Here is a 21881-nt window from a genome sequence, read left to right on the forward strand (position 1 = left end):
AATGGTAATTAAATTATTCATCGTCCTTGCGGAGGCTGTAGCCGAGCTGCGCAAGCTTCCAGATGACTTCTTCAAGCGACTTGCGGCCCAGGTTTCTGACCTTCATCATGTCTTCTTCGGACTTTGAAACAAGGTCTTCCACCGTGTTGATGCCGGCGCGCTTTAAGCAGTTGAAGGAACGGACGGAAAGGTCCAGCTCTTCAATCGTCATCTTGAGCACCTGTGCATCATCGCTGCCGCTCTTCTCTACGATGGTATCCATCGCCTTACCCTTTTCGGAAAGGTCAACGAAGAGGTTCAGCTGGTCTGTAAGGATCTTGGCAGCGAGCGACACCGCCTCTTGTGCGGTAATAACTCCGTTTGTCCATACCTCAAGGGTCAGCTTGTCGAAATCGATGCGCTGGCCTACACGGGCAGGCTCTACGTTAAAGTTAACCTTTAACACCGGTGTGTAAATAGAATCAACTGCCAATTCACCGATCACGCCCTGCGGCATATTCTGCTTGTTGCGTTCACCGGAAACATAGCCGCGGCCCTCATCGAGCACGATCTCCATGTACAGCTTTGCGCCTTCACCAAGCGTTGCAATGTGCAGGTCCGGGTTCAGGATCTCTACTTCGCTGTCGCACTTGATGGAATCTGCCGTTACGATGCAGGGGCCTTCAGCAGAAATCTCCACGGTTTTCGGGCCTTCGCAGTGCAACTTGGCAATGAGACCCTTGATGTTCAGAACGATTTCGGTGACATCTTCCTTAACACCCGGAATGGTGGAGAACTCGTGTACGACGCCGTCGATCTTGATCGACTTCGGGGCTACACCCGGCAGGCTGGAAAGAAGCACACGGCGCAGGCTGTTGCCCAGCGTAGTGCCGAAGCCGCGCTCCAGCGGCTCTACCATAAACCGGCCGTAAGTGTTATCGTTGGATAATTCCTCGGTCTCTATTCTCGGTCTTTGTATCATCTCAATCATTTGCGATCCTCCTTTACACATTTGACGTAATTCGTAAAACCCATAAAATAATGTTAAGTTTTACAGGATTACTTGGAGTACAACTCAACGATGAGATGCTCTTCTACCTCAAATTCAATGTCGCTGCGCTCCGGCATGCGAAGGATCTTGCCCTCAAGGGCTTCCTTGTTGCGCTCCATCCACTCGGGAGTGGTGACGAGCGGTGCGTCTGCGCCGGTGAGCTTGGAGAACTTCACGCTGCTGCGGCTAGCTTCACGCACAGCAATGACGTCGCCCGGCTTCACAAGGTAAGACGGAATGTTGACCTTCTTGCCGTTCACGGTGAAGTGACCGTGGTTGACAAGCTGGCGTGCGTCGCGGCGGGTGGAAGCAAAGCCGAGACGGAACACAACGTTATCGAGACGACGCTCCAGCAGACGAAGCAGGTTTTCGCCCGTCATGCCGGTCTGACGCTCAGCCATATCAAAATAGCTTGCAAACTGGTGCTCCAGAACGCCGTAAATAAACTTCAGTTTCTGCTTCTCCTTGAGCTGAGTTGCATATTCAGACTGCTTTCTGCGCATACCGTTGCCCGGATTGCGGATGGTGGTCTTCTTGCTGTAACCCATAACGGCCGGAGAAATGCCCAGCGCTTTGCAGCGCTTTGCAATGGGCTGTCTGTTCTTAGCCATATTCTGTAACCTCCTAATCTGTTATACGCGTCTTCTCTTCGGCGGGCGGCATCCGTTGTGCGGGATCGGCGTTACGTCTTTGATCATGCTGACCTCAAGACCTGCCGACTGCAGTGCACGGATAGCGGCTTCACGGCCTGCGCCCGGGCCCTTAACATAGACTTCTACGCTCTTCATGCCATGCTCCATAGCAATCTTAGCCGCGGTCTCCGCAGCGGTCTGTGCTGCGAACGGCGTGGACTTTCTGGAACCACGGAAACCGAGCTCGCCGGCGCTTGCCCAGGATACCGCATTGCCCTGCGTATCAGTGATGGTTACGATCGTGTTGTTGAAGGTGGACTGGATATGTGCAGCGCCACGCTCAATATTCTTGCGCTCACGGCGTCTGCGGACTGCGGTTACTGCTTTCTTTCCGCCTTTTGTAGCTGCCATTTAAAATCCCTCCCGATTACTTCTTCTTGTTGGCCATGGTCTTTCTCGGACCCTTGCGCGTTCTTGCGTTGGTCTTAGAGCGCTGGCCTCTTACCGGCAGGCCCTTGCGGTGACGGACACCGCGGTAGCAGCCGATTTCAACGAGTCTCTTGATATCGAACGCAACATTACGGCGGAGGTCGCCCTCAACGGTGTAGTGGTGGTCGATATATTCTCTCAACTTTGTAGCGTCATCTTCAGAAAGATCTCTTACGCGGATGTCCGGATCAACGCCCGTAGCAGCGCAGATGTCCGACGCTGTCTTGCGGCCGATGCCGAAGATGTAGGTAAGAGCAATCTCGATTCTTTTGTCTCTGGGTAAATCAATACCAGCAATACGAGCCATGCTTATTGCACCTCCATAAATATTTCAGAGCCTCAGCCCTGGCGCTGCTTGTGCTTCGGGTTTTCACAGATGACCATGACTTTACCCTTGCGCTTGATGATCTTGCATTTTTCACACATCTTCTTAACAGAAGGTCTGACTTTCATTTGTGTGCCCTCCTTATGCGTTGTGGGGTCTTCAAATCTATTTTATCTTACTTGGAACGCCACGTAATGCGTCCCTTTGTCAGATCGTACGGGCTCATTTCCAGTGTGACCTTATCGCCCGGAAGGATGCGGATGAAATTCATGCGCAGCTTGCCGGAGATGTGAGCCAGGATCATATGCCCGCCCGGGATCTCTACCTGGAACGTCGCGTTCGGCAGAGCTTCCTTTACGATTCCTTCTACTTCAATTACGTCCTGCTTTGACATTCTTGTCTCACCAATCCTTACATTTAAATGTTACGTTGTGTGCGCTCTGTATGCTGTGAGCGCCGTGCGTATTTGTCGATTGGTCGAAAGGCTCTCCTCGCTGAGCACCGTCGCCGTCGGGGCTAAATGCATCAGCTTTTTCTTTTTCGGTGCTTCCATCCTGCGGCGTTTGCCGTCTGCCATGTAGGCATACGCGCCGTCCGTTTTCAGCACCACCTGAAAATCGCCTTTATCATGACCTTTAAGCGACCGCATAATCTGTCCGCGTACACAGTCCATCTGACACCTCAATCCAACGATGTGAGAATCACAGGGCCGTCGGGTGTAATGGCTATACTGTGTTCAAAGTGGGCGGCAAGCTTGCCGTCCTTCGTCACGGTGGTCCAGCCGTCTTTGAGAATTTTAACCTCGCAGCTGCCCTGCGTGACCATGGGCTCGATCGCGATCGTCATGCCCGGTAACAGGCGTACACCCCTGCCGGGGGTGCCGTAATTTGGAACACTGGGGTCTTCATGCAGCTTCGCACCTACGCCGTGGCCGACAAATTCCCGTACCACCGAGTAATTGCGAGCTTCGACATACTGCTGCACTGCGGAGCCGATATCGCCGATGCGGTTGCCCGGCACAGCCTTTTCAATCGCAAGGAACAGGCTCTCTCGGGTCGCATCCATCAGCTTCTGTGCTTCTTCGGAAACCTTGCCGCACGGGAAGGTCCATGCGTTGTCTCCGTTGAATCCCTCATAGATTGCGCCAACGTCAATGGAGACGATGTCGCCCTCTTTGAGAATTTCGTGTGCTGAAGGTATGCCGTGGATAACCACATTATTTACCGAAATGCAGGCGCTCGCCGGAAAACCGCCATAACCGAGAAAGCTGGGCACGGCGCCCGCCTTCTCGATTGTTCTTCTGACGATCTTGTCCAGTTCGAGTGTAGAAACACCCGGACGGACCGCTTCACCGGCCTTCAGCAATGCTTCCTGCGAAATCTTTCCCGCGTCACGCATATAACGCAGTTCACGGGTCGTTTTCAGGTTAATCATGCTTACGCCTCTAATGCTTTGAGTGTGAGGGCGGTCGTATCGGCGACCTCCTCCTGACCTTCTACGATGTGCAGCTTGCCCTGCTTCTCGTAGTATTCCTTTAAGGGCTCGGTTTGCTCGTGATAGACGCGCAGACGGTCCTTAACGGTATCCGGGTGGTCATCCTTGCGCTGAACAAGGGTGCCGCCGCAGTTCGTGCAGACGCCTTCCACTGCCGGCTTCTTGTAAAGCAGGTGGTAGGAAGAGCCGCACTTTTCGCAGACACGGCGTCCGGACATTCTCGTGACGATCTTCTCGTCGGGCACTTCGATATCGATGACCCGATCGATCACAACGCCGGAAGCGTCCAGAGCCTCGGCCTGCGGAATGGTTCTCGGGAAACCGTCGAGGATAAAACCGTTTTTGCAGTCTTCCTCTGCCAGACGATCCTTGATGATACCGATGACGATCTCATCCGGGACAAGCTGGCCGGCGTCCATAAAGGCTTTCGCCTTGAGGCCCATTTCCGTGCCGCTTTTCAGCGCCTCTCTCAGAATATTGCCCGTAGAAATAGCGGGTATTCCGAGATGTTTGCAGATAACTTCTGCCTGGGTGCCTTTACCGGCACCCGGTGCACCTAAAAGGATCAGCTTCATTGTTCATGACTCCTTTCGTATCTTATGCGCCCGGGGGCTTAATCAAGGAAGCCCTTGTAGTGGCGCATCATCATCTGAGATTCGATCTGCTTTACAGTCTCCAGCGCAACGCCGACCATGATGATGACGGACGTGCCGCCCATGGAAAGGCCATACATGCCGGTGAGGTTGCTGTAAAGGATCGGCAGGATCGCAACGAACGCGAGGAAGATCGCGCCGATGAGCGTTATCTTGGAAAGGATCTTGCTGATGAACTCCGCCGTCGGACGGCCCGGACGGATGCCGGGGATCGTACCGTTATTGGTGCGGAGGTTGTTCGCCATTTCAATCGGGTTGTACTGGATCGTCATGTAGAAGTAAGCAAACACAACGATGAGCAGCAGGTACAGAACACTGTACAGCCAACCGGTGGAGGAGAAGGCATTGAAGAAGCCCTTCCAGAAGCCGGTCGGTTCGCCGACAAAGAGGCGAATGGTGCTCGGAATGGAGAGGATCGCAGACGCGAAGATGACCGGCATAACGCCGCTCATGGTCACTTTGATCGGCAGGAACGTGCTCTGACCGCCGTAAACCTTTCTGCCAACGACCTTCTTAGCATACTGCACCGGAATGCGGCGCTCGGAATCGTTCATGAAAACGATGACCCAAATAACCGCGAGGAAAAGGATGATGAACAGCGGTGCAAAGACAAAGTACTTGCCGTAGCTCTCCGGAGACTGCATTGCAGCCGAGAAGTAGCTCCAGATCTGACCCATCGTAACCGGAAGACGTGCGACGATACCGGCAAACAAGATGATGGAGATGCCGTTGCCTACGCCCTTCTGGTTGATCTGCTCACCCATCCACATGATCAGCGCCGTGCCGGCGGTGAACGTGAGAACAATAATGATCGCAGTAAATACTGCGGAGAAACCTTCATTGTACAGGGTAATTTTATTGTTTCTCAGGTAGAAATAATAAGCGGTACCCTGAATGAGGCCGAGACCCACCGTGGTGTATCTCGTAATGGCAGCAATTTTCTTTCTGCCTTCTTCGCCTTCCTTCGCCATGCGCTCCAAGGCGGGAATTGCCACCGTGAGGAGCTGAATGATGATGGAAGAGTTGATGTACGGGGTGATACCCATTGCAAACAGCGTTGCATTTGCGAACGCGCCGCCCGTTAACATATTGATATAACCCAGTGCAGTTTCATTGGCGCTTGCCATCAGCGTGTTGAGCGCGGAAACGTTCAGGAACGGTACCGGCACAACAGAGCCGAAACGGAAAGCAATGATGATCAAAAGCGTATACAGGAGTTTCTTACGGAGATCCGGGATCCTCCAAGCGTTTTTGAGTGTATTAAACACTTAGATCACCTCGGCCTTCCCACCTGCAGCCTCAATTTTCGCCTTGGCTGCTTCGGAGAAAGCGTTAGCCTTAACGGTAACCTTTTTGGTCAGCGCGCCATTGGAAAGAACCTTAACACCGTCGCATGCAGACTTGATGATACCTGCTTCAACGAGTGCTGCCTGATCGACGACTGCGCCGTCTTCAAAGGCGTTGAGGGCGTTCAGGTTGATCGCAACGATCTCCTTAGCGAAGATATTGTTGAAACCTCTCTTCGGGATTCTTCTCTGCAGCGGCATCTGACCGCCTTCAAAACCGGGGCGGAAACCGTGGCCCGCTCTTGCCTTCTGACCTTTGTGGCCCTTACCGGCTGTTTTACCGTTGCCGGAGCCATGACCTCTGCCGATGCGCTTTGCGTCCTGCATTGCGCCCGGGGTAGCTCTGAGTTCATTGAGCTTCATTCAAACACACCTCCTTAGCCTTTGATAACCTCGACCAAATGAATGATCTTCTTGATTTTGCCCTCTGTTTGTGCATTATCGGGCTGAGTGGTTGTATCGCCGACCTTATGCAGGCCGAGCGCCTCGGCGGTTGCAATCTGGGGCTTTTTGCAGCCGATGAGGCTCTTTTTCAACGTAATCTTTACGTCTGCCATATTGCAAACCTCCTTACAGAATTTCACTTACGGACTTGCCGCGAACAGCTGCAACCTCTTCTGCGGTTCTCAGCTCGGAGAGACCGGCGAGGGTTGCGCGTACAACGTTGCACGGGTTGTTGGAACGCAGTGCCTTTGTACGGATGTCCTTGATGCCAACGCTTTCAACAACGGCACGAACCGGGCCGCCCGCGATAACGCCGGTACCGGGTGCTGCCGGCTTTAAGAGAACACGGCCTGCGCCGAATTCGCCGACGATCTCGTGCGGGATGGTGGAGCCGCGCAGAGCAACCTTCTGCAGGTTCTTCTTAGCGTCTTCAATGCCCTTGCGGATCGCGTCCGGAACTTCGCCGGACTTGCCGATGCCAAAGCCTACGATGCCGTTGCCGTCACCGACAACAACAAGAGCGGCAAACTTAAAGATACGGCCGCCTTTAACGGTCTTGGAAACGCGGTTGATAGCAACTACGCGCTCCTTCAGATCGAGTGTGGATGCGTCAATTTTCATAGCCAAAACAATATTCCTCCTTCTTAGAAGTTGAGGCCGCCCTCGCGGGCGCCGTCGGCCAGCTCTTTGACGCGGCCGTGGAAGATATAGCCGCCGCGGTCGAAGACCACATCGGTGATACCCTTTTCTGCTGCTCTTTCTGCGATCAGCTTGCCTACTGCGTGTGCTGCTTCTTTGTTTCCGCCGTTGCCGGTAAACGCCTTCTCAACCGAGGATGCTGCGCACAGTGTAACACCGTTCACATCATCGATGATCTGAGCGTAAATATGCATATTGGAGCGGAAAACATCGAGGCGCGGTCTTTCCGGTGTGCCGCTGATCTTGCCGCGAACTCTCTTGTGGCGGCGCAGTCTGGCTACGTTCTTATCTGCCTTACTAACCATTTTTATCTCACTCCTAACCTATTATTTACCCTTACCGGTCTTGCCTTCCTTGCGGCGAACAACCTCATCAATGTACTTGATGCCCTTGCCCTTGTACGGCTCCGGCGGTCTCTTCTCGCGGACTTCCGCTGCGAACTGGCCGACCTTCTGCTTGTCGATACCATTGATGATGATCTTGTTCGGAGCCGGAACGTCGATCTTGATCTCGTTCGTTTCCGGAACGATGACCTGATGCGAGAAACCGAGGTTCATAACCAGGTTTGTGCCCTGCTTCTGAACACGGTAGCCAACACCGTTGACTTCGAGCTCTTTCTTAAAGCCTTCCGTTACACCCACGATCATGTTGTGGATAAGGGTACGGGTGAGGCCGTGCAGAGAACGGTTCTCTTTGTCGTCGTTCGGACGTGTAACAACAATCTCAGCGCCCTCCACAGCGATGTTCATGCTCGGCTGGAACTTCTGAGTCAGCGTGCCCTTCGGGCCCTTGACCGTTACGCAGCTACCGTCTACCTTAACCTCGACGCCTGCGGGAATATTTATCGGTTTTCTTCCAATTCTGGACATGTTATTGCACCTCCCTGATTACCAAATGAACGCGAGAACTTCGCCGCCGATGTTCATCTTTCTTGCCTCGCGGTCGGTCATAACGCCCTTAGAGGTGGAGATGACGGCGGTGCCGAGGCCCTTCATGACCTTCGGCAGCTCTGCTGCGTTGGAATAGATGCGGAGACCCGGCTTGGAGACTCTCTTGAGGCCCTTGATTGCCGGCACGCCGCCTTCAACATACTTCAGTGTTACGGTGATGACGCCCTGTTTGCCGTCCTCGGTAACCGTAAAGCTCTTGACATAACCTTCGTCAACAAGAATCTGGCAAATAGCCTTCTTCATGTTAGAAGCAGGGATGTCAACAGTGTCATGCTTCGCAGACTGAGCGTTGCGGATACGGGTAAGCAGGTCAGCGATTGTATCTGTAATCTGCATGATTTATTAACCTCCTATAAAGCTTTTACCAGCTTGCTTTCTTAACACCCGGGATCTGGCCCTTATAAGCCAGCTCACGGAAGCAGATACGGCAGATGCCGAACTTGCGAAGGTAGGCATGCGGCCTGCCACAGATCTTGCATCTGTTATATTCGCGCGTAGAGAACTTCTGCTCTCTCTGCTGCTTGAGTTTCATTGAAGTCTTGGCCACAGTATTCCCTCCTTACTTTTCAAACGGAGCGCCCATGAGCTTCAGGAGCTCGCGGCCCTCTTCATCGGTATTTGCCGTCGTAACGAAGCACACATCCATGCCGCGGACCTTGTCGATCTTATCGTACTCGATCTCAGGGAAGATGAGCTGCTCTTTGATACCCATGCTGTAATTGCCTCTGCCGTCGAAGGAGTTGGGGTTGATGCCGCGGAAGTCACGCACGCGCGGAAGCGCTACGTTGAACAGGCGGTCCATGAACTCCCACATCTTCTCGCCGCGCAGCGTTACCTTAACGCCGATCGGCATGCCTTCACGGAGCTTGAAGTTTGCAACGGACTTCTTAGCTCTGCAAACGATGGGCTTCTGGCCGGTGATCTTCGCGAGGTCGCCGGAAATGGAATCGATGACCTTCGCGTTGTCTTTTGCCTCGCCGGCGCCGACATTGATCACAATTTTATCGAGCTTCGGGATCTGCATAACGCTCTTGTAGCCGAACTTCGTCATGAGAGCGGGTGCGACCTCTGCTTTGTAAAAATCATTCAGTCTTGCCATTTTATTCCCTCCAGATTAAAGCGACTCGCCGCATTTTTTGCAAATGCGCTCTTTTGTGCCATCCTCAAGCACTTTGTGGGTGACACGGGTCGGCTTGCCGCAGCGGGGGCAAACAACCTGGACCTTGCAGGCGTAGATCGCGGACTCTGCCTTGATGATGCCGCCGGCCTCGCCCATCTTGCGGGGCTTTACGTGCTTAGAGACAATGTTGGCATTCTCTACGATGACCTTGCCCTCTTTCGGGGAAACAGCCATGATCTTGCCCTTCTTGCCGCGGTCTTTACCGCTGAGGATAACGACGGTGTCACCGGTTTTAACATGAACTTTACTCATTTCAGGACACCTCCAATTAAAGAACTTCCGGGGCGAGGGACAGAATCTTCATGTATTCCTTGTCGCGCAGTTCGCGAGCGACCGGCCCGAAGATACGTGTGCCTCTGGGGTTTTTATCATCACGGATGATGACGGCTGCGTTTTCGTCGAAACGAATGTAGGTGCCGTCTTCGCGGCGAACGCCGGATGCGGATCTTACGATAACCGCCTTAACTACGTCGCCCTTCTTAACAACTCCGCCGGGTGCTGCTTTTTTAACAGATGCTACCACGACGTCGCCGATATTTGCATACCTCCGGCCTGTACCACCGAGAACGCGGATGCACATAAGCTCCTTCGCTCCTGTGTTGTCGGCCACCTTGAGGTAAGTCTGCTGCTGAATCACAGTAAATTCCTCCTTCTGCTAAAGCCGATTATTTGGCTTTCTCGATAATCTCAACCAGGCGCCATCTCTTATCCTTAGAGAGGGGACGAGTTTCCATAATACGCACTCTGTCGCCGATGCCGCAGACGTTCTCTTCGTCATGGGCTTTTCTCTTAACGGTACGCTTGATGATCTTGTTGTAAAGCGGATGTCTGTAACTGTCCTCAACAGCAACAACGATTGTCTTATCCATCTTATTGCTGACGACCTTGCCGACAGTTGTCTTTCTCATGTTTCTTTCGCTCACGTCTAATCCTCCCTTCCCTTATGCGTTCTCTTTGCTAAGCTCATTCGCACGGATAACTGTCTTAACACGAGCGATGTCCTTCTTAACCGCCGAGATGCGCATCGGGTTTTCGAGCTGGTTAATAGCGAGCTGGAATCTGAGGTTAAAGAGCTCAGCCTTGAGGTCATTCAGTTTTGTGTTCAGCTCTTCTGCTGTGAGCTGTCTGATTTCAGAAGCTTTCATTACTCTTAGCCCTCCTCTTTTGCTACAAACTTGCACTTAATCGGAAGCTTGTTGCTTGCAAGGCGAAGTGCCTCACGTGCAGTCTCTTCCGAAACACCGCCGAGCTCGAACATAACTCTGCCGGGCTTAACGACGGCTACCCAGTACTCCGGGGAACCTTTACCGGAACCCATTCGGGTTTCAGCCGGCTTCTGTGTGATCGGCTTGTCCGGGAAAATTTTGATCCAAACTTTACCGAAACGCTTGCAGTAACGCGTCATAGCAACACGGGCTGCTTCGATCTGGTTGGAGGTGATCCATGCGGGCTCAAGAGCCTGAAGGCCGAAGTCGCCGTATGTCACCTTATTGCCGCGATATGCCTTACCGGTCAGGCGACCTCTGTGCACTCTGCGGTATTTAACTCTCTTAGGCAGTAACATTACGCACGTCCTCCTTCTCTCTTATTGTTTCTGCGGGTGTTGTTGCTCTCGTTGAGCACTTCGCCCTTGTACAGCCAAACCTTAACGCCGATGCGGCCGTAGGTGGTAGCTGCTTCTGCAAAGCCGTAATCGATGTCCGCACGGATGGTCTGCAGCGGAATGGTACCGTCATGATACTGCTCGCTTCTTGCGATTTCCGCACCGTTCAAACGGCCGGAGCACATGATCTTGATACCCTTTGCGCCGAGCTTCATGGAGCGGCCGATGCACTGCTTCATCGCACGTCTGAACGCGATTCTCTTTTCGAGCTGCTGCGCAACGTTCTCTGCTACGAGCTGTGCGTCGAGGTCCGGGCGCTTAACTTCAACAATGTTGATAACGACCGGCTTGCCGAGCTGCTTCTCGCACTGTGCGCGGAGCTTCTCGATTTCTGCGCCGCCCTTACCGATGACCATGCCGGGCTTTGCGCAGTGAATGTGAATGCGAACCTTGGAGGCATCGCGCTCAATTTCAATCTTCGGAACACCTGCGAGGTAGAGCTGCTTCTTCAGCGTTTTGCGGAGGTTGTAGTCCTCAACGAGCGTATCGCCGAAATCAGCTTTCTTTGCGAACCAGCGGGAATCCCAGTCTTTGATGACGCCCACGCGTAAGCCGTGGGGATTAACTTTCTGACCCATTTATGTGACCTCCTCGCTTATTCCTTCTCTTTCACAACGAGTGTGACATGAGAGGTTCTCTTCAAAATTCTGTAAGCTCTTCCCTGAGCTCTCGGGCGGATTCTCTTGAGCATCGGACCCGGGCAAACGTAGCACTCGGAAACATAGAGGTTATTTCTGTCCATGTTGAAGTTGTTCTCTGCGTTTGCGATCGCGCTCTTGAGGAGCTTCTCGAGATCTTCGCACGCCGCCTTCGGGGTGTGCTTCAGGATTGCCATTGCGAGGTCAACGGGCTTGTTTCTGATGAGGTCCAGAACGATCTCAACCTTGCGGGGAGAAATTCGGGTATACTTCAGAACTGCTTTTGCTTCCATCTTATACTCTCCTTTCTCTTAGCGGCTGGTCTTGGAACCGGCGTGACCCTTGAAGGTGCGGGTCGGGGCGAACTCGCCGAGCTTGTGACCGACCATATCTTCTGTCACGTAAACCGGAACGTGCTTGCGGCCGTCATGGACGGCGATTGTGTGACCGACGAAATCCGGGAAGATCATGGAAGCGCGGCTCCATGTCTTGACGATCTTCTTTTCGCCGTTCTCATTCATTGCCTGAATCCTTTTAAGCAGTGCGGGCTGACAAAAAGGACCCTTTTTTAAGCTTCTGCTCATGTTCTTTTAAGCTCCTTTCCGTGCCTTACTTACCGTTTCTGCGCTTAACGATGAACTTGTTGCTTGCCTTCTTCTTGGAACGAGTCTTATAACCAAGAGCCGGCTTGCCCCACGGTGTAACCGGGCCCGGGCGACCAACAGGGCTCTTGCCCTCACCGCCGCCGTGCGGGTGGTCATTCGGGTTCATGACGGAACCTCTGACGGTCGGTCTCCAACCCATGTTTCTCTTACGGCCGGCCTTACCGATCTTCACGTTCTCGTGGTCGATATTGGAAACCTGGCCGACGGTTGCCATGCAGGCATCCGGAACATTTCTCAGCTCGCCGGACGGGAGTCTCAGCAGAGCCATGCCGTTTTCCTTAGCCATCAGCTGAGCCATTATGCCGGCTGCACGGGCAAGCTGTGCGCCCTTGCCGGGATAAAGCTCAACGTTGTGGACAAAGGTACCGGTGGGGATATTTGCGAGCGGCAGTGCGTTGCCGGGCTTAATATCTGCATCCTTACCGGAGAACACCTGATCGCCGACCTTCAGGCCGTTCGGTGCGATGATGTATCTCTTCTCGCCGTCTTCGTACTGCACGAGTGCGATGAAAGCGGAACGGTTCGGGTCGTACTCGAGGGTGAGGACCGTAGCAGCCATGTCGTTCTTCTGGCGCTTGAAGTCGATCACACGGTACTTCTTGCGGTTGCCGCCGCCTCTGTGGCGAACGGTGATTCTGCCGTAGCTGTTGCGGCCGGCAGCTTTATTCTTCGGAGCCAGCAGGCTCTTCTCCGGACCCGTCTTGCTCAATGCGCTGAAGTCCGTGGTGGACATGTTGCGGCGAGCATTCGTAGTCGGCTTATAGTTAATGATTGCCATTGTGTTTCACTCCTTGTTTGGCTTTGCGGGATCGGGCAAATTCCCATTCATGCCCTTGGGGTTCGAATTACTCGAGCCGAATTAAACCATGGACTCGAAGAACTCGATGGACTTGCTGCCCTCGGTAAGGGTTACAACAGCCTTTTTCCAAGCTCTGGTGTAGCCTTCATATCTGCCCTGGCGGCGGAACTTGCCGCGAACGTTCAGGGTGTTGACCTTCTGAACCTTGACGCCGAACAGCTCTTCAACCGCCTTAGCGATTTCAATCTTGTTTGCATCCTGGCAGACTTCAAATGTGTACTTCTTATTCGCAACGCCGGTCATGGATTTCTCCGTGATGATGGGGCGAATGACGATGTCCTGCGCTTTCATTATGCGTACACCTCCTCAATTTTGGAGACGGCATCCTTTACAACGATGAACTTGTCCGCGTTGAGGATGTCATATACGTTCAGCGTGTTGACCTGTGCGGTCTTAACGCCCGGGATGTTCGCTGCGGAAGCGATGACCTGTGCATCGACCTCGGAGAGAACGATGAGCGCCTTCTTCTCGCTGCCGAGCGCCTTGAGCATCTCAGCAATCTTCTTCGTCTTGTAACCCTCGGTTGCGATGGAATCGACAACGATCATTTCGTTATCCTGAACCTTGCTGGAGAGTGCGGACTTCATAGCGAGACGCTTCACCTTCTTGTTGAGGGTGACGGTGTAATCTCTCGGCTTCGGTGCGAACACGATGCCGCCGTGTGTCCACTGCGGAGCTCTGGTGGAGCCCTGTCTTGCACGGCCTGTGCCCTTCTGTCTCCACGGCTTTCTGCCGCCGCCGGAAACTTCGGAACGGGTGAGGGCGGACTGTGTGCCCTGTCTCTGGTTTGCGAGATACGCCTTGACCATATCATTCATGACGGAAACGTTCGGCTCAATACCGAAAACGCCTTCTGCAAGCTCGATCTTTTCGACCTCTTTGCCTGCCATGTTCAAAACTGCTACTGTAGGCATTCTTTATTCCTCCTTCCCTTACGCTTTCACGCTGTCGCGCAGAACAACGGTGCCGCCGTTCGGGCCCGGAATAGCGCCCTTAACTGCGATGAGATTGTTTTCTGCGTCTACCTTGACAACAGCGAGGTTCTGGACTGTGACCTTCTCTGCGCCGAGGTGACCAGCCATCTTCAGGCCCTTCCAAACTCTGGACGGGCTGGAGCAAGCACCGTTGGAACCGCCGTGGCGTGCAACCGGGCCGGAACCGTGGGTCTCTTTAAGTCTCTGGAAGTTCCAGCGCTTGATGACGCCGGCGTAACCCTTACCTTTGCTGGTGCCCGTTACGTCGACCTTGTCGCCGTTTGCGAACACGTCAGCCTTGATGAGGTCGCCTACGTTGTAAGCGCCGCAATCGCTGAATCTGAATTCCTTCAGGGTCTTCTTCGGGGCAACATCGCCCTTCTTGAAGTGGCCGGTGAGCGGCTTGCTCACGCGCTGCGGCTTCTGATCGCCGAAGCCAACCTGAACTGCATCGTAGCCGTCGTTTTCAACAGTCTTCTTCTGTGTGACAACACACGGACCGGCTTCAACAACTGTTACGGGCACGACTCTGCCCTTTTCGTCGAAGATCTGCGTCATGCCGATCTTCTTGCCGATGATTGCTTTCTGCATTTTGTATCCTCCTTTAGGTTATTGGTCGGATCTCTCCGACATGACCCTCCTGCCTGTAGGTTGAGCGGTTATCTTCCGAACGAAATCAGAGCTTGATTTCGATCTCAACACCGGCGGGGAGCTCTAAGCCCATCAACGCCTCAACGGTTTTGTTGCTGGGTCTCAGGATGTCGATAAGTCTCTTATGGGTTCTCATCTCGAACTGCTCACGGCTGTCCTTGTACTTATGAACAGCGCGCAGAATCGTGACGATCTGCTTCTCTGTCGGCAGCGGTACCGGGCCGGAAACTCTTGCGCCCGTGCGCTTTGCGGTCTGCACGATCTTTTCAGCTGCCTGATCGACAACCTGATGATCGTAACCCTTAATTCTAATCCTGATCTTTTCTTTGACTGCCACTTAAATCGCCTCCTGTTAAATTTTAGTTGGCGGGCGGGGTTTTTATGAACACTGGCCCGGGTGTTTCACCAAGAAGCCATATAAAAACCGGATATTCACTTTTGTGAAATCCGGGATGCTTTTGGGTCGGTGTAAAATCACAAAACCCTCATAAAAAACCATTGATCTGCCTTTTTTGTCCGGCCTGTGCGCCTTAGAAATCAACGCATGGTTCCGCGCGCCACTCCCGTAGGAGCCGCTCAGCGTATCAAATTGTGTCGCCCGGTTTGAAATCGGACATACTCCACGGAAAAACCGGCATGTCTCAGCCGCAACCTCCCGCTTCATCGCATATCTGTCGCAGTCACGCAAGTATTATTATAACAGGCAAAGTATGAAATTGCAACCCCTTTTTCGAAAAATTTTTCAGATTTTCTGCGGGTTTTTCCGTTTTTTCAATTTGCGCCGTATCTTGTGCTTTCACCCGCGCGGCATACAACCGACGAAGCAAAAAACGGGACGGCCCGGCCGCCCCGTCTTTCTTTTTCTCGCACACTTTCTATGCGTCTACAGGCTCTACGCGCAGGAAATCCATCGTTTCCGTCGGCTCACGCCCGTCTGCAGAGAACACGAACCGCTTATCCTGCCCATCGTCCATGACCTCGAAAAAGGCGGTCGTGCCGTCGGCGCCGTACACAAAGCGCAGCGTCTCAATTGCGTTTGACGCGGGATCATACCAGCCGCCGTCCGCATGGCGGATCGGCCCATCCGGAAACGTCAGCTCCCACAGGCAATCCACCGGCTCGTAGATTTTCGTTCCCTGCGCCGTCTCCACCGTAAACGACGCCCGCAGCTCCGTCCTACGCAGGAACCGGCACAGCCGCCAGCCCTTGGCCTCCAGCGCGGCGGGCTCCGCCGCCGTACTGCCCTCCACCCGCACGCCGGAGAGGGAAATATGGAACAGCAGGGGCAGCGGCACAAGCCAGAGTACAAGCGCGAGCAGCACGATGCCCACGCAGACCCGCCCGATAATTTTCCGGTTTAGTTTCTTCACAGTAATACCCCTATCATAAGAAACTATCGGTTTAATGTATGGGTAATCTTCACTTCCGATCCATATCTATACCGCACCGGACCTGTTGTATCATAATTAATGACCGAGTGCATATATCCATTTACCGCTTGGCTTTTTCTCCATTCATAATCAGAATATTTGCTAGAGTATAAAGTAGTACTTACAGGCTTATACGGTATTCCTACATAACTATTTGCACTCGCAGAATAATACTGCCCCGAAATGTGTGAGGTTGCTTTTGCATATTCCACACTCGAGCACGATTCCCACGCTTCGTCATAATCGCTCCACACTTGTGTATATACTCTTGTCCAGTTTGTACCACCATATAAATCCATCGTAGACGACTGCGATGTGCCGAAATTTGAGACACTTAGACCAGAAAGCGAAGCAACTGTCCCAAGCGTTTTTGAAAAAGCAGAAATATAGGCAATGATCGCCATATCCAGACAACGTTGAATAAGCTCTTTAGATGCTGAGCGTAATAAATTCACCGTAGATGCCTTTCCATATCCAGAATCATCGGCAGCTGTAATAGTAAAGTATCGCATCTTGTACGTCGTACCACCCGAGGTATAGTTGAAAGATGATCCTGCACCGTACGGCGTAACTTCACCATTAGCATTATTTGCATCGTTTCCATCTACAATAACAATATAGGAACAAGACGCATCCAACCCTATGTCCTCAAAGTTTGTTTGCAGTACCTCCTGCATCGCTTCAAATGTTTCTGGATTCACATTATACGCATCATACCCTGACGCTTTTAGCTCTGCGACTGTATTTTCTTGGATTTCTCTAATTCGATTGCCGTTAGATTCAAGATTGTTTGAACCGTGAGCGGCAACCACACTAATTTGTCCTTGTTCCACTTCAGCAATTTCCTGATGGTATCTTGAAAGAATTTCTTCTGCACTCTCTCGAGATACCTCGGCACCCTGTACAGTACTGACATTTGCTACTGTAAACATCACAAATGCCAATAACGCGCTAACGGTCTTCTTGAACATAACAACATCTCCTTGATAATAAATTCAGAAATCCAGATTATTCTGCTCTCTGTTTATTCCACATTATCATACCATTCTATTATTGTCAACAGTTTATTAATATTTTTGAAATATTATCTAAAACCCCCTTGATAACATGTCTCTTGTTATCAAGGGGGGTTAACTTTATTTACCAGCCTGCGCGCACAACGTAGACGATCATATCGCGTCTGCCGAATGCGGTGCAGTCTTCCAGTGTATCATAGTAGAGATCTGCCACGATGTCGCCGCACATAGCCGCTCCGCCGGTGTCCATGGCGTAGCAGTAGCCGTATGTCCACGAGCCGTCCACCGCGGTGATGTACAGCAGCGAACCGTACGGGATGCGGTTTGGGTCTACGGCGACATAACCGACCTGCGGTGTAGCGCCGATGGATGTGACGGCGCCTGCCGGTGCATAGTATGCAGTGCAGGAGCCCGTAAGGCTATACTCAAAGGAGGACGGTGCGCCGGAAGCATCCGTGAAAACGTTCTGCTTCTCTTTTGTACCGCGCAGCACGACCGCGCTCTTCGCTTCCTTTAAAACTTCTTTCGTCTTGACGACGCGGTTTTCTTCCTTGCCGTCCGCATACGTGACCGTATAGGTAACTTTAGCTTCGCCTTCCACACCCTCGGTCTTTGTCTCCGTTTCGCCCTCATAGAGCTCTTCGGTGTCTTCGTATACCGTGCTGTACGCGACAGCTTCGTTCTCGGTAACCTCTTCGGTGCGGATGCGCACAACGCGGATTACATCGCCGCTCGATACGTTATCCTCTGCCTTCACCTGCTTTTCACCCTCTGCGGTCGCGACCAGAATGCGGTCGTTCTCGCCGAGCGTAATGCCCATGGCTTCTACGGCATCACTGTAATTCTCGGCGGCAACGCTCTTCTCGGTCGTTTTGCCGTCTGCCGTAACGGTGAGGTCAAGGTAACGCTGCACGCGGATGCGCATACCATTTGTAAGTGCGGTATCCATGGCCGGTGTGACGGTGTCATTTTCGCCGAGCGTGATGCCGGCGGCTTTCAGCGCGTCTTCTACGGTACCCTCGTTGAGGTCTTCCATGCGGCGCTTGCCGTCTGCCGAAACAAACACACGCTTTGCACGGGTGATCTGCACGGCGATGTCTGCCGTAAGCGCGGCGGTGAGATCGGCATCTGCCGTATCTCTTGCGCCGAGCGTAATCTCGTTTTCCGCAAACACGTCGGAAAGCGTTTTGCCTTTCGGGGCTAAAATCATCTGGGAGGCGTTATCCTCCTTGACGGAAACGCGCACAAAGCGCTGCACGGTGAGCGTACCGTTCTCCGGGGAGAAGTCGTAGGTATCGATGTCCGAAACGGGCGCCATGCCCTCGGTCTGTGCGCGGGAAAGAATATCCTGCGGGTTCTGACCGATCATACTGAATCTGTATGTTTCGGAGCCGTCATATACGGTGATATCGGCGGTATTTGCCATAACCGTAACAACGGAAGAGATGCTGAGCGCTGCAACCAAAACGACGATCAGAAGGATCTTCGGCATCAGGCTCTTTTGCTGTTTTCTAACATGCCGCATAGCTCTTGCTCCTTTCAAAAAACTGTGAAGCGTTTTGCGCTTCGATTTGGCAAAGCTTCGGCGGCCACCCCGCCCTCTTGCTTTGCGTCCACTACCTTTTCTGACCTTTGAAATACGGGTACAAAATGCCCTTTCCAAAAGTCATTTGAGAGTATAATGTGAAAATGATGGTCTGTCAAGTTTTTCAAAAGGTTATTTTTGTGCAATATGCTGAGTTACGCATGGTGTTTTAATTTACATAACAACTCATTTGATATTTTTGAAAGCGACTATTTGCCTTTTTTACGGAACTTTTTTGCGGCGCTCTGTGCAATTTGCAAAAATTTTGCAAAGATGAAAGTATCGAACAAATTTTCTTATACTTTAATATTGTATATTCTTGCATATTCATTTCGATGAATTTCGCGAACTTTCTGCATTTTCCCGTTTTATATCGTATATTGTTCCGAATTTGATACATTTCATGTGCTGTGCGGCACTTTTCCTTTACAGCAGAAATTTTCAAAAAACCGCGGTCAAAAGGCAGGTATATTTCATAAAAAGCGTGCTGTATTTTGGGCAGCTCTCCGAAAAAATCGCATTTGCGGCTTTTGGAAGCGGGATGTCCGTTTCAATCGGGCCGATTTTGTGTCGAAATGCGTCTCACCGTGTCCGCAGAAAAAATTATCGTCAACCGATGTATAGAATACGCACGTTAAGTTTACATAACCCGTGTTTTACATAGAGTTTTGTTTCCGTGCCGCGAACGTTTTTTGATTTGCTTCTTATATATAATAGAACATCACGGGCAGCTTTTTGGGGCCGACCGTGATGCTTTATCTCATGCGTTCTGTTTCTTTATATAAGCGATAAGCTCGTTTGCCCCGGTGCGGTGTGCGCCCACACCGGGGTGGTCACGGCAGCCGCGATTTTTGAGGTCATCCGTCAGCGACAGAAATTCCGCGTTCGCGTCGCCCGTTTCCGCTTTGTAATCGTCTATGGCCTTTTGCAGCGCCGGGACAAGCTCCAAGCCGAGCATACCGTAGATCCACACAAGACGGGCGTTGGGGTAATACCCACGCAATTGCTTTAAAAACGCGGTCGCGCCGTGCGCAAAACGCGCTTCGTCTTCGGGGTTCAGCTTACCGTCTTCCGTGCGGCGGTTCTGAAACGTCTCGCCGGTTGTTTCATCTGTCCAGGCAGGCTGTGAAAACGCGCCGCAGTCGTTTGTACCGAGGTTGATGAAGACGTAATTCGGCTGCCATTTTGTGAAATCATACGGCTCTTTCGCGCCGAGGGCAATGTTTTTTTCGCCGCTCAAAAGGCCGCAAAGCTGCCCGTAGATGGGCGGAATAGCGCTGTTTGGGTCGTTGTTCCAGCCGCAGCACACGCCCCAGCCACTCTGCGACGAAACACGGATATCGGCGTTTAAAGCACGGGACACCATGACAGCGTAGTTATTCTCCGCGCTGAAGAACATGGAAATCCAGTCTGTTTCCGCTTTCGCGCCGATGTCGCCCTCGCCGCTCGTGATACTGTCGCCGATGAATTCGATCTTTAAATTGCGCTCCGGCACGGGCAGGAATTTGCCGTCTGTTTCGACGGCGTTAATCTGCAAAACACTCTCCGGGTCGGCGTTCATGGCCTGCGTATCTTTAAAGATGCGCACGTTCTTGACCTTTTCGGGGTCCATGCCGCGGAACACGCACACGCGCTCCGTGCCCTTTTGCGCCATGCGGCGGGAGAAGAACTCGCCATTCACCATAAAGCTGTACCACGGCTCGTGGATGTCCCAATCCGCCGTAAATTCCACCCACAGCTCGCTGCCGCGCACATTAAGCTCTAAGCCCGCCGCCGTCCAGAACAGCGTGAGCGGCGTTAACGAGCCGTTTGTGCGCCCGTGCACAAGGTGCGGAACTTCGGGTAAGGTATATCGCTTGACTTCGCTCATTTTGCCTCCGCCTCGGCAAGCTCCTTCTTATAAAGATACTTGTCAATGTCTTCCTTGATGTTGTCCGGAATCTTCTTTTCCACCGGGAACACCGCCGCATTGATCAGCGTATCGGCATACGTGAGCACAATCTCCAGCGTTTTGCCGAGTGCCTCTGCGGAAAGGAACTCCATGGTATCAAAACGGTTGTGGATATACGCCGCACCTTTTGCACCGTCACGGGAGAAGTTGATTGCCGGGATGCCGTTATCCGCAAACGGGATGGAATCGGAAGAATAGATGCTCTGGCGCGTCACAGCGGAGAGGCCGTTGATTTTGAGCATGTAATCGGTGTAGTGTACGAGGGATTCCTCGCCTGTGACAGCCGCCGTGTTATAACCGAGGATCGGCGCACCGACGTCAACGTTAATCATGAAGACGTGATCTTTCAGCTCATCCTTGTGGTCGCGCACGAATGCCTTACTGCCCTCGAGTCCAATCTCCTCGCTGCCGTACCAGCAGAACTTTACGGTACGCTTCGGCGGGTGCTGCGCGAACCAACGCGCCGCTTCCATGTTGATGACGGAGCCTGCGCCGTTATCGTATACGCCTTTGGAAAATTCAACGGAGTCATAATGTGCGCCGAAGGAGATAATCTGTTCCGGGTGCTCGGTGCCTTTGATCTCCGCAATCACATTGTGCGACGTGAGTGTAATGTTCTTGTTCTGTACAGTAACCTTTGCGCGGGATGCACCCTTGTTGACGATCTCCATAGCGTCCACAGTGCGCAGCTGTACCGCCGGTGCATTGCCGAACGCACGCAGCGCACTGCGCAGCTTGCGTTGATGAAGGTCGGTATTCTCAAGATCATCGTGGATATCGCCGTCCATGGTGACGACAGCTGCGGCGCCCGCTTCCATCAGGCTGCGGTACAGCGGCACGCGCAGGAAGCCGTTGACGAGCACAATCTTGCCCTTGACGTTCAACAGGTCAACCGGGAGCGCATTTTCCACGTAGACAAAATCTGCCGTAAAACCGTCTGCGGCGGTGCTTTCCGCACACTGGTAGCCGCGCACGGTATAGCTCTTGCGGTACGGCTCCAGAATCTCGAATGTCGCTTCCACCTCGGCGGATTCGATCTCAAACGGCTCAATCACAGCGGACAGACCGAAGCTTTCACACTCCGCTTTCAGAAGCTTCGCGGCTTTTAATTCTTCCGAGGAACCGGCCACGCGCGTAAAGCCGATTTTATCGAGCAGTGCGAACGCACGGTTTTCATCATATTTTCAATGTAAACAACTGCCTTTCT

The 21881-nt window shown here is 52.7% G+C and carries 36 protein-coding genes; all 36 read right to left on the reverse strand.

All coding sequences use genetic code 11. The features are described from left to right. Positions 1-13: 13 nt before the first annotated feature. On the reverse strand, positions 14-970 hold the full coding sequence (locus R2K26_RS10370) for a DNA-directed RNA polymerase subunit alpha (RefSeq protein WP_176819616.1): 957 nt from the start codon (positions 968-970) through the stop codon (positions 14-16). A 68-nt stretch (positions 971-1038) separates the two neighbouring features. Next, positions 1039-1641, reverse strand: coding sequence for a 30S ribosomal protein S4 (rpsD, locus tag R2K26_RS10375; protein WP_308449467.1), 603 nt, complete (start codon positions 1639-1641; stop codon positions 1039-1041). A 21-nt stretch (positions 1642-1662) separates the two neighbouring features. After that, positions 1663-2073: a 30S ribosomal protein S11 gene (gene rpsK / locus R2K26_RS10380; RefSeq protein WP_176819618.1), complete on the reverse strand. Its 411-nt coding sequence runs from the start codon at positions 2071-2073 to the stop codon at positions 1663-1665. A 16-nt stretch (positions 2074-2089) separates the two neighbouring features. Further along, entirely contained in the window at positions 2090-2458 is a 369-nt protein-coding gene (rpsM, locus tag R2K26_RS10385; protein WP_176819619.1) for a 30S ribosomal protein S13, read from the reverse strand. A 32-nt stretch (positions 2459-2490) separates the two neighbouring features. Beyond that, positions 2491-2604, reverse strand: a complete 114-nt coding sequence (rpmJ, locus tag R2K26_RS10390; protein ID WP_004824776.1) for a 50S ribosomal protein L36 — start codon at positions 2602-2604, stop codon at positions 2491-2493. A 47-nt stretch (positions 2605-2651) separates the two neighbouring features. Beyond that, entirely contained in the window at positions 2652-2870 is a 219-nt protein-coding gene (gene infA, locus R2K26_RS10395) for a translation initiation factor IF-1 (protein ID WP_176819620.1), read from the reverse strand. Between the two features lie 30 nt (positions 2871-2900). Beyond that, a complete protein-coding gene (locus R2K26_RS10400; protein WP_176819621.1) occupies positions 2901-3149 on the reverse strand; it encodes a KOW domain-containing RNA-binding protein in 249 nt (82 codons plus the stop codon). An 8-nt stretch (positions 3150-3157) separates the two neighbouring features. Next, a complete protein-coding gene (map, locus tag R2K26_RS10405) occupies positions 3158-3910 on the reverse strand; it encodes a type I methionyl aminopeptidase (protein ID WP_176819622.1) in 753 nt (250 codons plus the stop codon). A gap of 2 nt (positions 3911-3912) precedes the next feature. Next, a complete protein-coding gene (locus R2K26_RS10410) occupies positions 3913-4545 on the reverse strand; it encodes an adenylate kinase (protein WP_176819623.1) in 633 nt (210 codons plus the stop codon). A gap of 38 nt (positions 4546-4583) precedes the next feature. Next, entirely contained in the window at positions 4584-5891 is a 1308-nt protein-coding gene (secY, locus tag R2K26_RS10415; protein WP_176819624.1) for a preprotein translocase subunit SecY, read from the reverse strand. Then, a complete protein-coding gene (gene rplO / locus R2K26_RS10420; RefSeq protein WP_176819625.1) occupies positions 5892-6332 on the reverse strand; it encodes a 50S ribosomal protein L15 in 441 nt (146 codons plus the stop codon). Between the two features lie 14 nt (positions 6333-6346). Further along, the gene (gene rpmD / locus R2K26_RS10425; RefSeq protein ID WP_176819626.1) at positions 6347-6526 is read right to left on the reverse strand and encodes a 50S ribosomal protein L30; all 180 of its coding nucleotides are present in this window, start codon (positions 6524-6526) and stop codon (positions 6347-6349) included. 13 nt (positions 6527-6539) lie between these two features. Then, positions 6540-7034, reverse strand: coding sequence for a 30S ribosomal protein S5 (rpsE, locus tag R2K26_RS10430; protein ID WP_308449515.1), 495 nt, complete (start codon positions 7032-7034; stop codon positions 6540-6542). A 23-nt stretch (positions 7035-7057) separates the two neighbouring features. After that, entirely contained in the window at positions 7058-7417 is a 360-nt protein-coding gene (rplR, locus tag R2K26_RS10435) for a 50S ribosomal protein L18 (RefSeq protein WP_176819628.1), read from the reverse strand. A 21-nt stretch (positions 7418-7438) separates the two neighbouring features. After that, a complete protein-coding gene (rplF, locus tag R2K26_RS10440; RefSeq protein WP_316520625.1) occupies positions 7439-7981 on the reverse strand; it encodes a 50S ribosomal protein L6 in 543 nt (180 codons plus the stop codon). An 18-nt stretch (positions 7982-7999) separates the two neighbouring features. Then, positions 8000-8398, reverse strand: coding sequence for a 30S ribosomal protein S8 (gene rpsH, locus R2K26_RS10445; protein WP_176819630.1), 399 nt, complete (start codon positions 8396-8398; stop codon positions 8000-8002). A 25-nt stretch (positions 8399-8423) separates the two neighbouring features. Beyond that, entirely contained in the window at positions 8424-8609 is a 186-nt protein-coding gene (locus R2K26_RS10450; RefSeq protein ID WP_176819631.1) for a type Z 30S ribosomal protein S14, read from the reverse strand. A 12-nt stretch (positions 8610-8621) separates the two neighbouring features. Next, positions 8622-9161, reverse strand: a complete 540-nt coding sequence (rplE, locus tag R2K26_RS10455; protein WP_316520631.1) for a 50S ribosomal protein L5 — start codon at positions 9159-9161, stop codon at positions 8622-8624. A gap of 15 nt (positions 9162-9176) precedes the next feature. Next, positions 9177-9494 carry a 50S ribosomal protein L24 gene (gene rplX / locus R2K26_RS10460; RefSeq protein ID WP_176819633.1) on the reverse strand — a complete coding sequence of 106 codons (318 nt, stop codon included), beginning with the start codon at positions 9492-9494 and terminating at the stop codon, positions 9177-9179. A gap of 16 nt (positions 9495-9510) precedes the next feature. Beyond that, on the reverse strand, positions 9511-9879 hold the full coding sequence (rplN, locus tag R2K26_RS10465; protein WP_176819634.1) for a 50S ribosomal protein L14: 369 nt from the start codon (positions 9877-9879) through the stop codon (positions 9511-9513). A gap of 28 nt (positions 9880-9907) precedes the next feature. Beyond that, positions 9908-10165 carry a 30S ribosomal protein S17 gene (rpsQ, locus tag R2K26_RS10470; RefSeq protein ID WP_176819635.1) on the reverse strand — a complete coding sequence of 86 codons (258 nt, stop codon included), beginning with the start codon at positions 10163-10165 and terminating at the stop codon, positions 9908-9910. An 18-nt stretch (positions 10166-10183) separates the two neighbouring features. Beyond that, positions 10184-10387 (reverse strand): 50S ribosomal protein L29, encoded by a 204-nt coding sequence (gene rpmC, locus R2K26_RS10475; protein ID WP_176819636.1) that lies wholly within the window; start codon positions 10385-10387, stop codon positions 10184-10186. 5 nt (positions 10388-10392) lie between these two features. Next, complete coding sequence (gene rplP, locus R2K26_RS10480; protein ID WP_176819637.1) at positions 10393-10806, reverse strand: 50S ribosomal protein L16; 414 nt, start codon at positions 10804-10806, stop codon at positions 10393-10395. After that, complete coding sequence (gene rpsC, locus R2K26_RS10485) at positions 10806-11483, reverse strand: 30S ribosomal protein S3 (RefSeq protein WP_176819638.1); 678 nt, start codon at positions 11481-11483, stop codon at positions 10806-10808. Before rpsC ends, rplP begins: the two co-directional genes overlap by 1 nt. Before the next feature lie 17 nt (positions 11484-11500). Then, positions 11501-11836 carry a 50S ribosomal protein L22 gene (rplV, locus tag R2K26_RS10490; protein ID WP_176819639.1) on the reverse strand — a complete coding sequence of 112 codons (336 nt, stop codon included), beginning with the start codon at positions 11834-11836 and terminating at the stop codon, positions 11501-11503. An 18-nt stretch (positions 11837-11854) separates the two neighbouring features. After that, the gene (gene rpsS / locus R2K26_RS10495; RefSeq protein ID WP_176819640.1) at positions 11855-12127 is read right to left on the reverse strand and encodes a 30S ribosomal protein S19; all 273 of its coding nucleotides are present in this window, start codon (positions 12125-12127) and stop codon (positions 11855-11857) included. Between the two features lie 25 nt (positions 12128-12152). Continuing rightward, complete coding sequence (rplB, locus tag R2K26_RS10500; RefSeq protein ID WP_176819641.1) at positions 12153-12986, reverse strand: 50S ribosomal protein L2; 834 nt, start codon at positions 12984-12986, stop codon at positions 12153-12155. Positions 12987-13067: 81 nt separating this feature from the next. Beyond that, complete coding sequence (gene rplW, locus R2K26_RS10505; RefSeq protein ID WP_176819642.1) at positions 13068-13358, reverse strand: 50S ribosomal protein L23; 291 nt, start codon at positions 13356-13358, stop codon at positions 13068-13070. Further along, entirely contained in the window at positions 13358-13981 is a 624-nt protein-coding gene (gene rplD / locus R2K26_RS10510) for a 50S ribosomal protein L4 (protein WP_176819643.1), read from the reverse strand. The genes rplW and rplD overlap by 1 nt, the downstream gene beginning before the upstream one ends. 18 nt (positions 13982-13999) lie before the next feature. Then, complete coding sequence (gene rplC, locus R2K26_RS10515) at positions 14000-14632, reverse strand: 50S ribosomal protein L3 (protein WP_176819644.1); 633 nt, start codon at positions 14630-14632, stop codon at positions 14000-14002. An 85-nt stretch (positions 14633-14717) separates the two neighbouring features. Then, positions 14718-15029: a 30S ribosomal protein S10 gene (gene rpsJ / locus R2K26_RS10520; RefSeq protein WP_176819645.1), complete on the reverse strand. Its 312-nt coding sequence runs from the start codon at positions 15027-15029 to the stop codon at positions 14718-14720. Positions 15030-15567: 538 nt separating this feature from the next. After that, positions 15568-16062 (reverse strand): hypothetical protein, encoded by a 495-nt coding sequence (locus tag R2K26_RS10525; protein WP_316520652.1) that lies wholly within the window; start codon positions 16060-16062, stop codon positions 15568-15570. Between the two features lie 23 nt (positions 16063-16085). Then, complete coding sequence (locus tag R2K26_RS10530; protein WP_316520655.1) at positions 16086-17093, reverse strand: hypothetical protein; 1008 nt, start codon at positions 17091-17093, stop codon at positions 16086-16088. Positions 17094-17262: 169 nt separating this feature from the next. Then, positions 17263-18663: a ubiquitin-like domain-containing protein gene (locus R2K26_RS10535; RefSeq protein WP_316520660.1), complete on the reverse strand. Its 1401-nt coding sequence runs from the start codon at positions 18661-18663 to the stop codon at positions 17263-17265. Positions 18664-19483: 820 nt separating this feature from the next. Then, complete coding sequence (locus R2K26_RS10540; protein ID WP_316520663.1) at positions 19484-20593, reverse strand: SGNH/GDSL hydrolase family protein; 1110 nt, start codon at positions 20591-20593, stop codon at positions 19484-19486. Next, a complete protein-coding gene (locus R2K26_RS10545; protein WP_316520665.1) occupies positions 20590-21804 on the reverse strand; it encodes a M28 family peptidase in 1215 nt (404 codons plus the stop codon). Before R2K26_RS10545 ends, R2K26_RS10540 begins: the two co-directional genes overlap by 4 nt. Positions 21805-21881 lie beyond the last annotated feature (77 nt).

Origin of the sequence: Neglectibacter sp. CSJ-5 (assembly GCF_032490475.1) — a bacterium.
GTDB lineage: Bacteria > Bacillota > Clostridia > Oscillospirales > Acutalibacteraceae > Hominenteromicrobium > Hominenteromicrobium mulieris.

Coding starts and splice junctions, on each gene's coding strand:
- rpsD (WP_308449467.1), bottom strand. CDS start 1,641: ATGGCTAAGAACAGACAGCCCATTGCAAAGCGCTGCAAAGCGCTGGGC.
- rplW (WP_176819642.1), bottom strand. CDS start 13,358: ATGAAAGCGCAGGACATCGTCATTCGCCCCATCATCACGGAGAAATCC.
- rplO (WP_176819625.1), bottom strand. CDS start 6,332: ATGAAGCTCAATGAACTCAGAGCTACCCCGGGCGCAATGCAGGACGCA.
- map (WP_176819622.1), bottom strand. CDS start 3,910: ATGATTAACCTGAAAACGACCCGTGAACTGCGTTATATGCGTGACGCG.
- rpsK (WP_176819618.1), bottom strand. CDS start 2,073: ATGGCAGCTACAAAAGGCGGAAAGAAAGCAGTAACCGCAGTCCGCAGA.
- R2K26_RS10530 (WP_316520655.1), bottom strand. CDS start 17,093: ATGTTCAAGAAGACCGTTAGCGCGTTATTGGCATTTGTGATGTTTACA.
- rpsC (WP_176819638.1), bottom strand. CDS start 11,483: ATGGGTCAGAAAGTTAATCCCCACGGCTTACGCGTGGGCGTCATCAAA.
- rpsH (WP_176819630.1), bottom strand. CDS start 8,398: ATGCAGATTACAGATACAATCGCTGACCTGCTTACCCGTATCCGCAAC.
- rplP (WP_176819637.1), bottom strand. CDS start 10,806: ATGTTACTGCCTAAGAGAGTTAAATACCGCAGAGTGCACAGAGGTCGC.
- rplD (WP_176819643.1), bottom strand. CDS start 13,981: ATGCCTACAGTAGCAGTTTTGAACATGGCAGGCAAAGAGGTCGAAAAG.
- rpsM (WP_176819619.1), bottom strand. CDS start 2,458: ATGGCTCGTATTGCTGGTATTGATTTACCCAGAGACAAAAGAATCGAG.
- rpsS (WP_176819640.1), bottom strand. CDS start 12,127: ATGAGCAGAAGCTTAAAAAAGGGTCCTTTTTGTCAGCCCGCACTGCTT.
- R2K26_RS10535 (WP_316520660.1), bottom strand. CDS start 18,663: ATGCGGCATGTTAGAAAACAGCAAAAGAGCCTGATGCCGAAGATCCTT.
- R2K26_RS10400 (WP_176819621.1), bottom strand. CDS start 3,149: ATGGACTGTGTACGCGGACAGATTATGCGGTCGCTTAAAGGTCATGAT.
- rplB (WP_176819641.1), bottom strand. CDS start 12,986: ATGGCAATCATTAACTATAAGCCGACTACGAATGCTCGCCGCAACATG.
- rplX (WP_176819633.1), bottom strand. CDS start 9,494: ATGAGTAAAGTTCATGTTAAAACCGGTGACACCGTCGTTATCCTCAGC.
- rpmD (WP_176819626.1), bottom strand. CDS start 6,526: ATGGCAGACGTAAAGATTACGTTGAAAAAGAGCCTCATCGGCTGCAAA.
- rplR (WP_176819628.1), bottom strand. CDS start 7,417: ATGGTTAGTAAGGCAGATAAGAACGTAGCCAGACTGCGCCGCCACAAG.
- rplF (WP_316520625.1), bottom strand. CDS start 7,981: ATGTCCAGAATTGGAAGAAAACCGATAAATATTCCCGCAGGCGTCGAG.
- R2K26_RS10410 (WP_176819623.1), bottom strand. CDS start 4,545: ATGAAGCTGATCCTTTTAGGTGCACCGGGTGCCGGTAAAGGCACCCAG.
- rpmJ (WP_004824776.1), bottom strand. CDS start 2,604: ATGAAAGTCAGACCTTCTGTTAAGAAGATGTGTGAAAAATGCAAGATC.
- rpmC (WP_176819636.1), bottom strand. CDS start 10,387: ATGAAAGCTTCTGAAATCAGACAGCTCACAGCAGAAGAGCTGAACACA.
- rplC (WP_176819644.1), bottom strand. CDS start 14,632: ATGCAGAAAGCAATCATCGGCAAGAAGATCGGCATGACGCAGATCTTC.
- rplV (WP_176819639.1), bottom strand. CDS start 11,836: ATGGAAGCAAAAGCAGTTCTGAAGTATACCCGAATTTCTCCCCGCAAG.
- R2K26_RS10540 (WP_316520663.1), bottom strand. CDS start 20,593: ATGAGCGAAGTCAAGCGATATACCTTACCCGAAGTTCCGCACCTTGTG.
- rplE (WP_316520631.1), bottom strand. CDS start 9,161: ATGGCAAGACTGAATGATTTTTACAAAGCAGAGGTCGCACCCGCTCTC.
- infA (WP_176819620.1), bottom strand. CDS start 2,870: ATGTCAAAGCAGGACGTAATTGAAGTAGAAGGAATCGTAAAGGAAGCT.
- R2K26_RS10370 (WP_176819616.1), bottom strand. CDS start 970: ATGATTGAGATGATACAAAGACCGAGAATAGAGACCGAGGAATTATCC.
- rpsE (WP_308449515.1), bottom strand. CDS start 7,034: ATGAAAATTGACGCATCCACACTCGATCTGAAGGAGCGCGTAGTTGCT.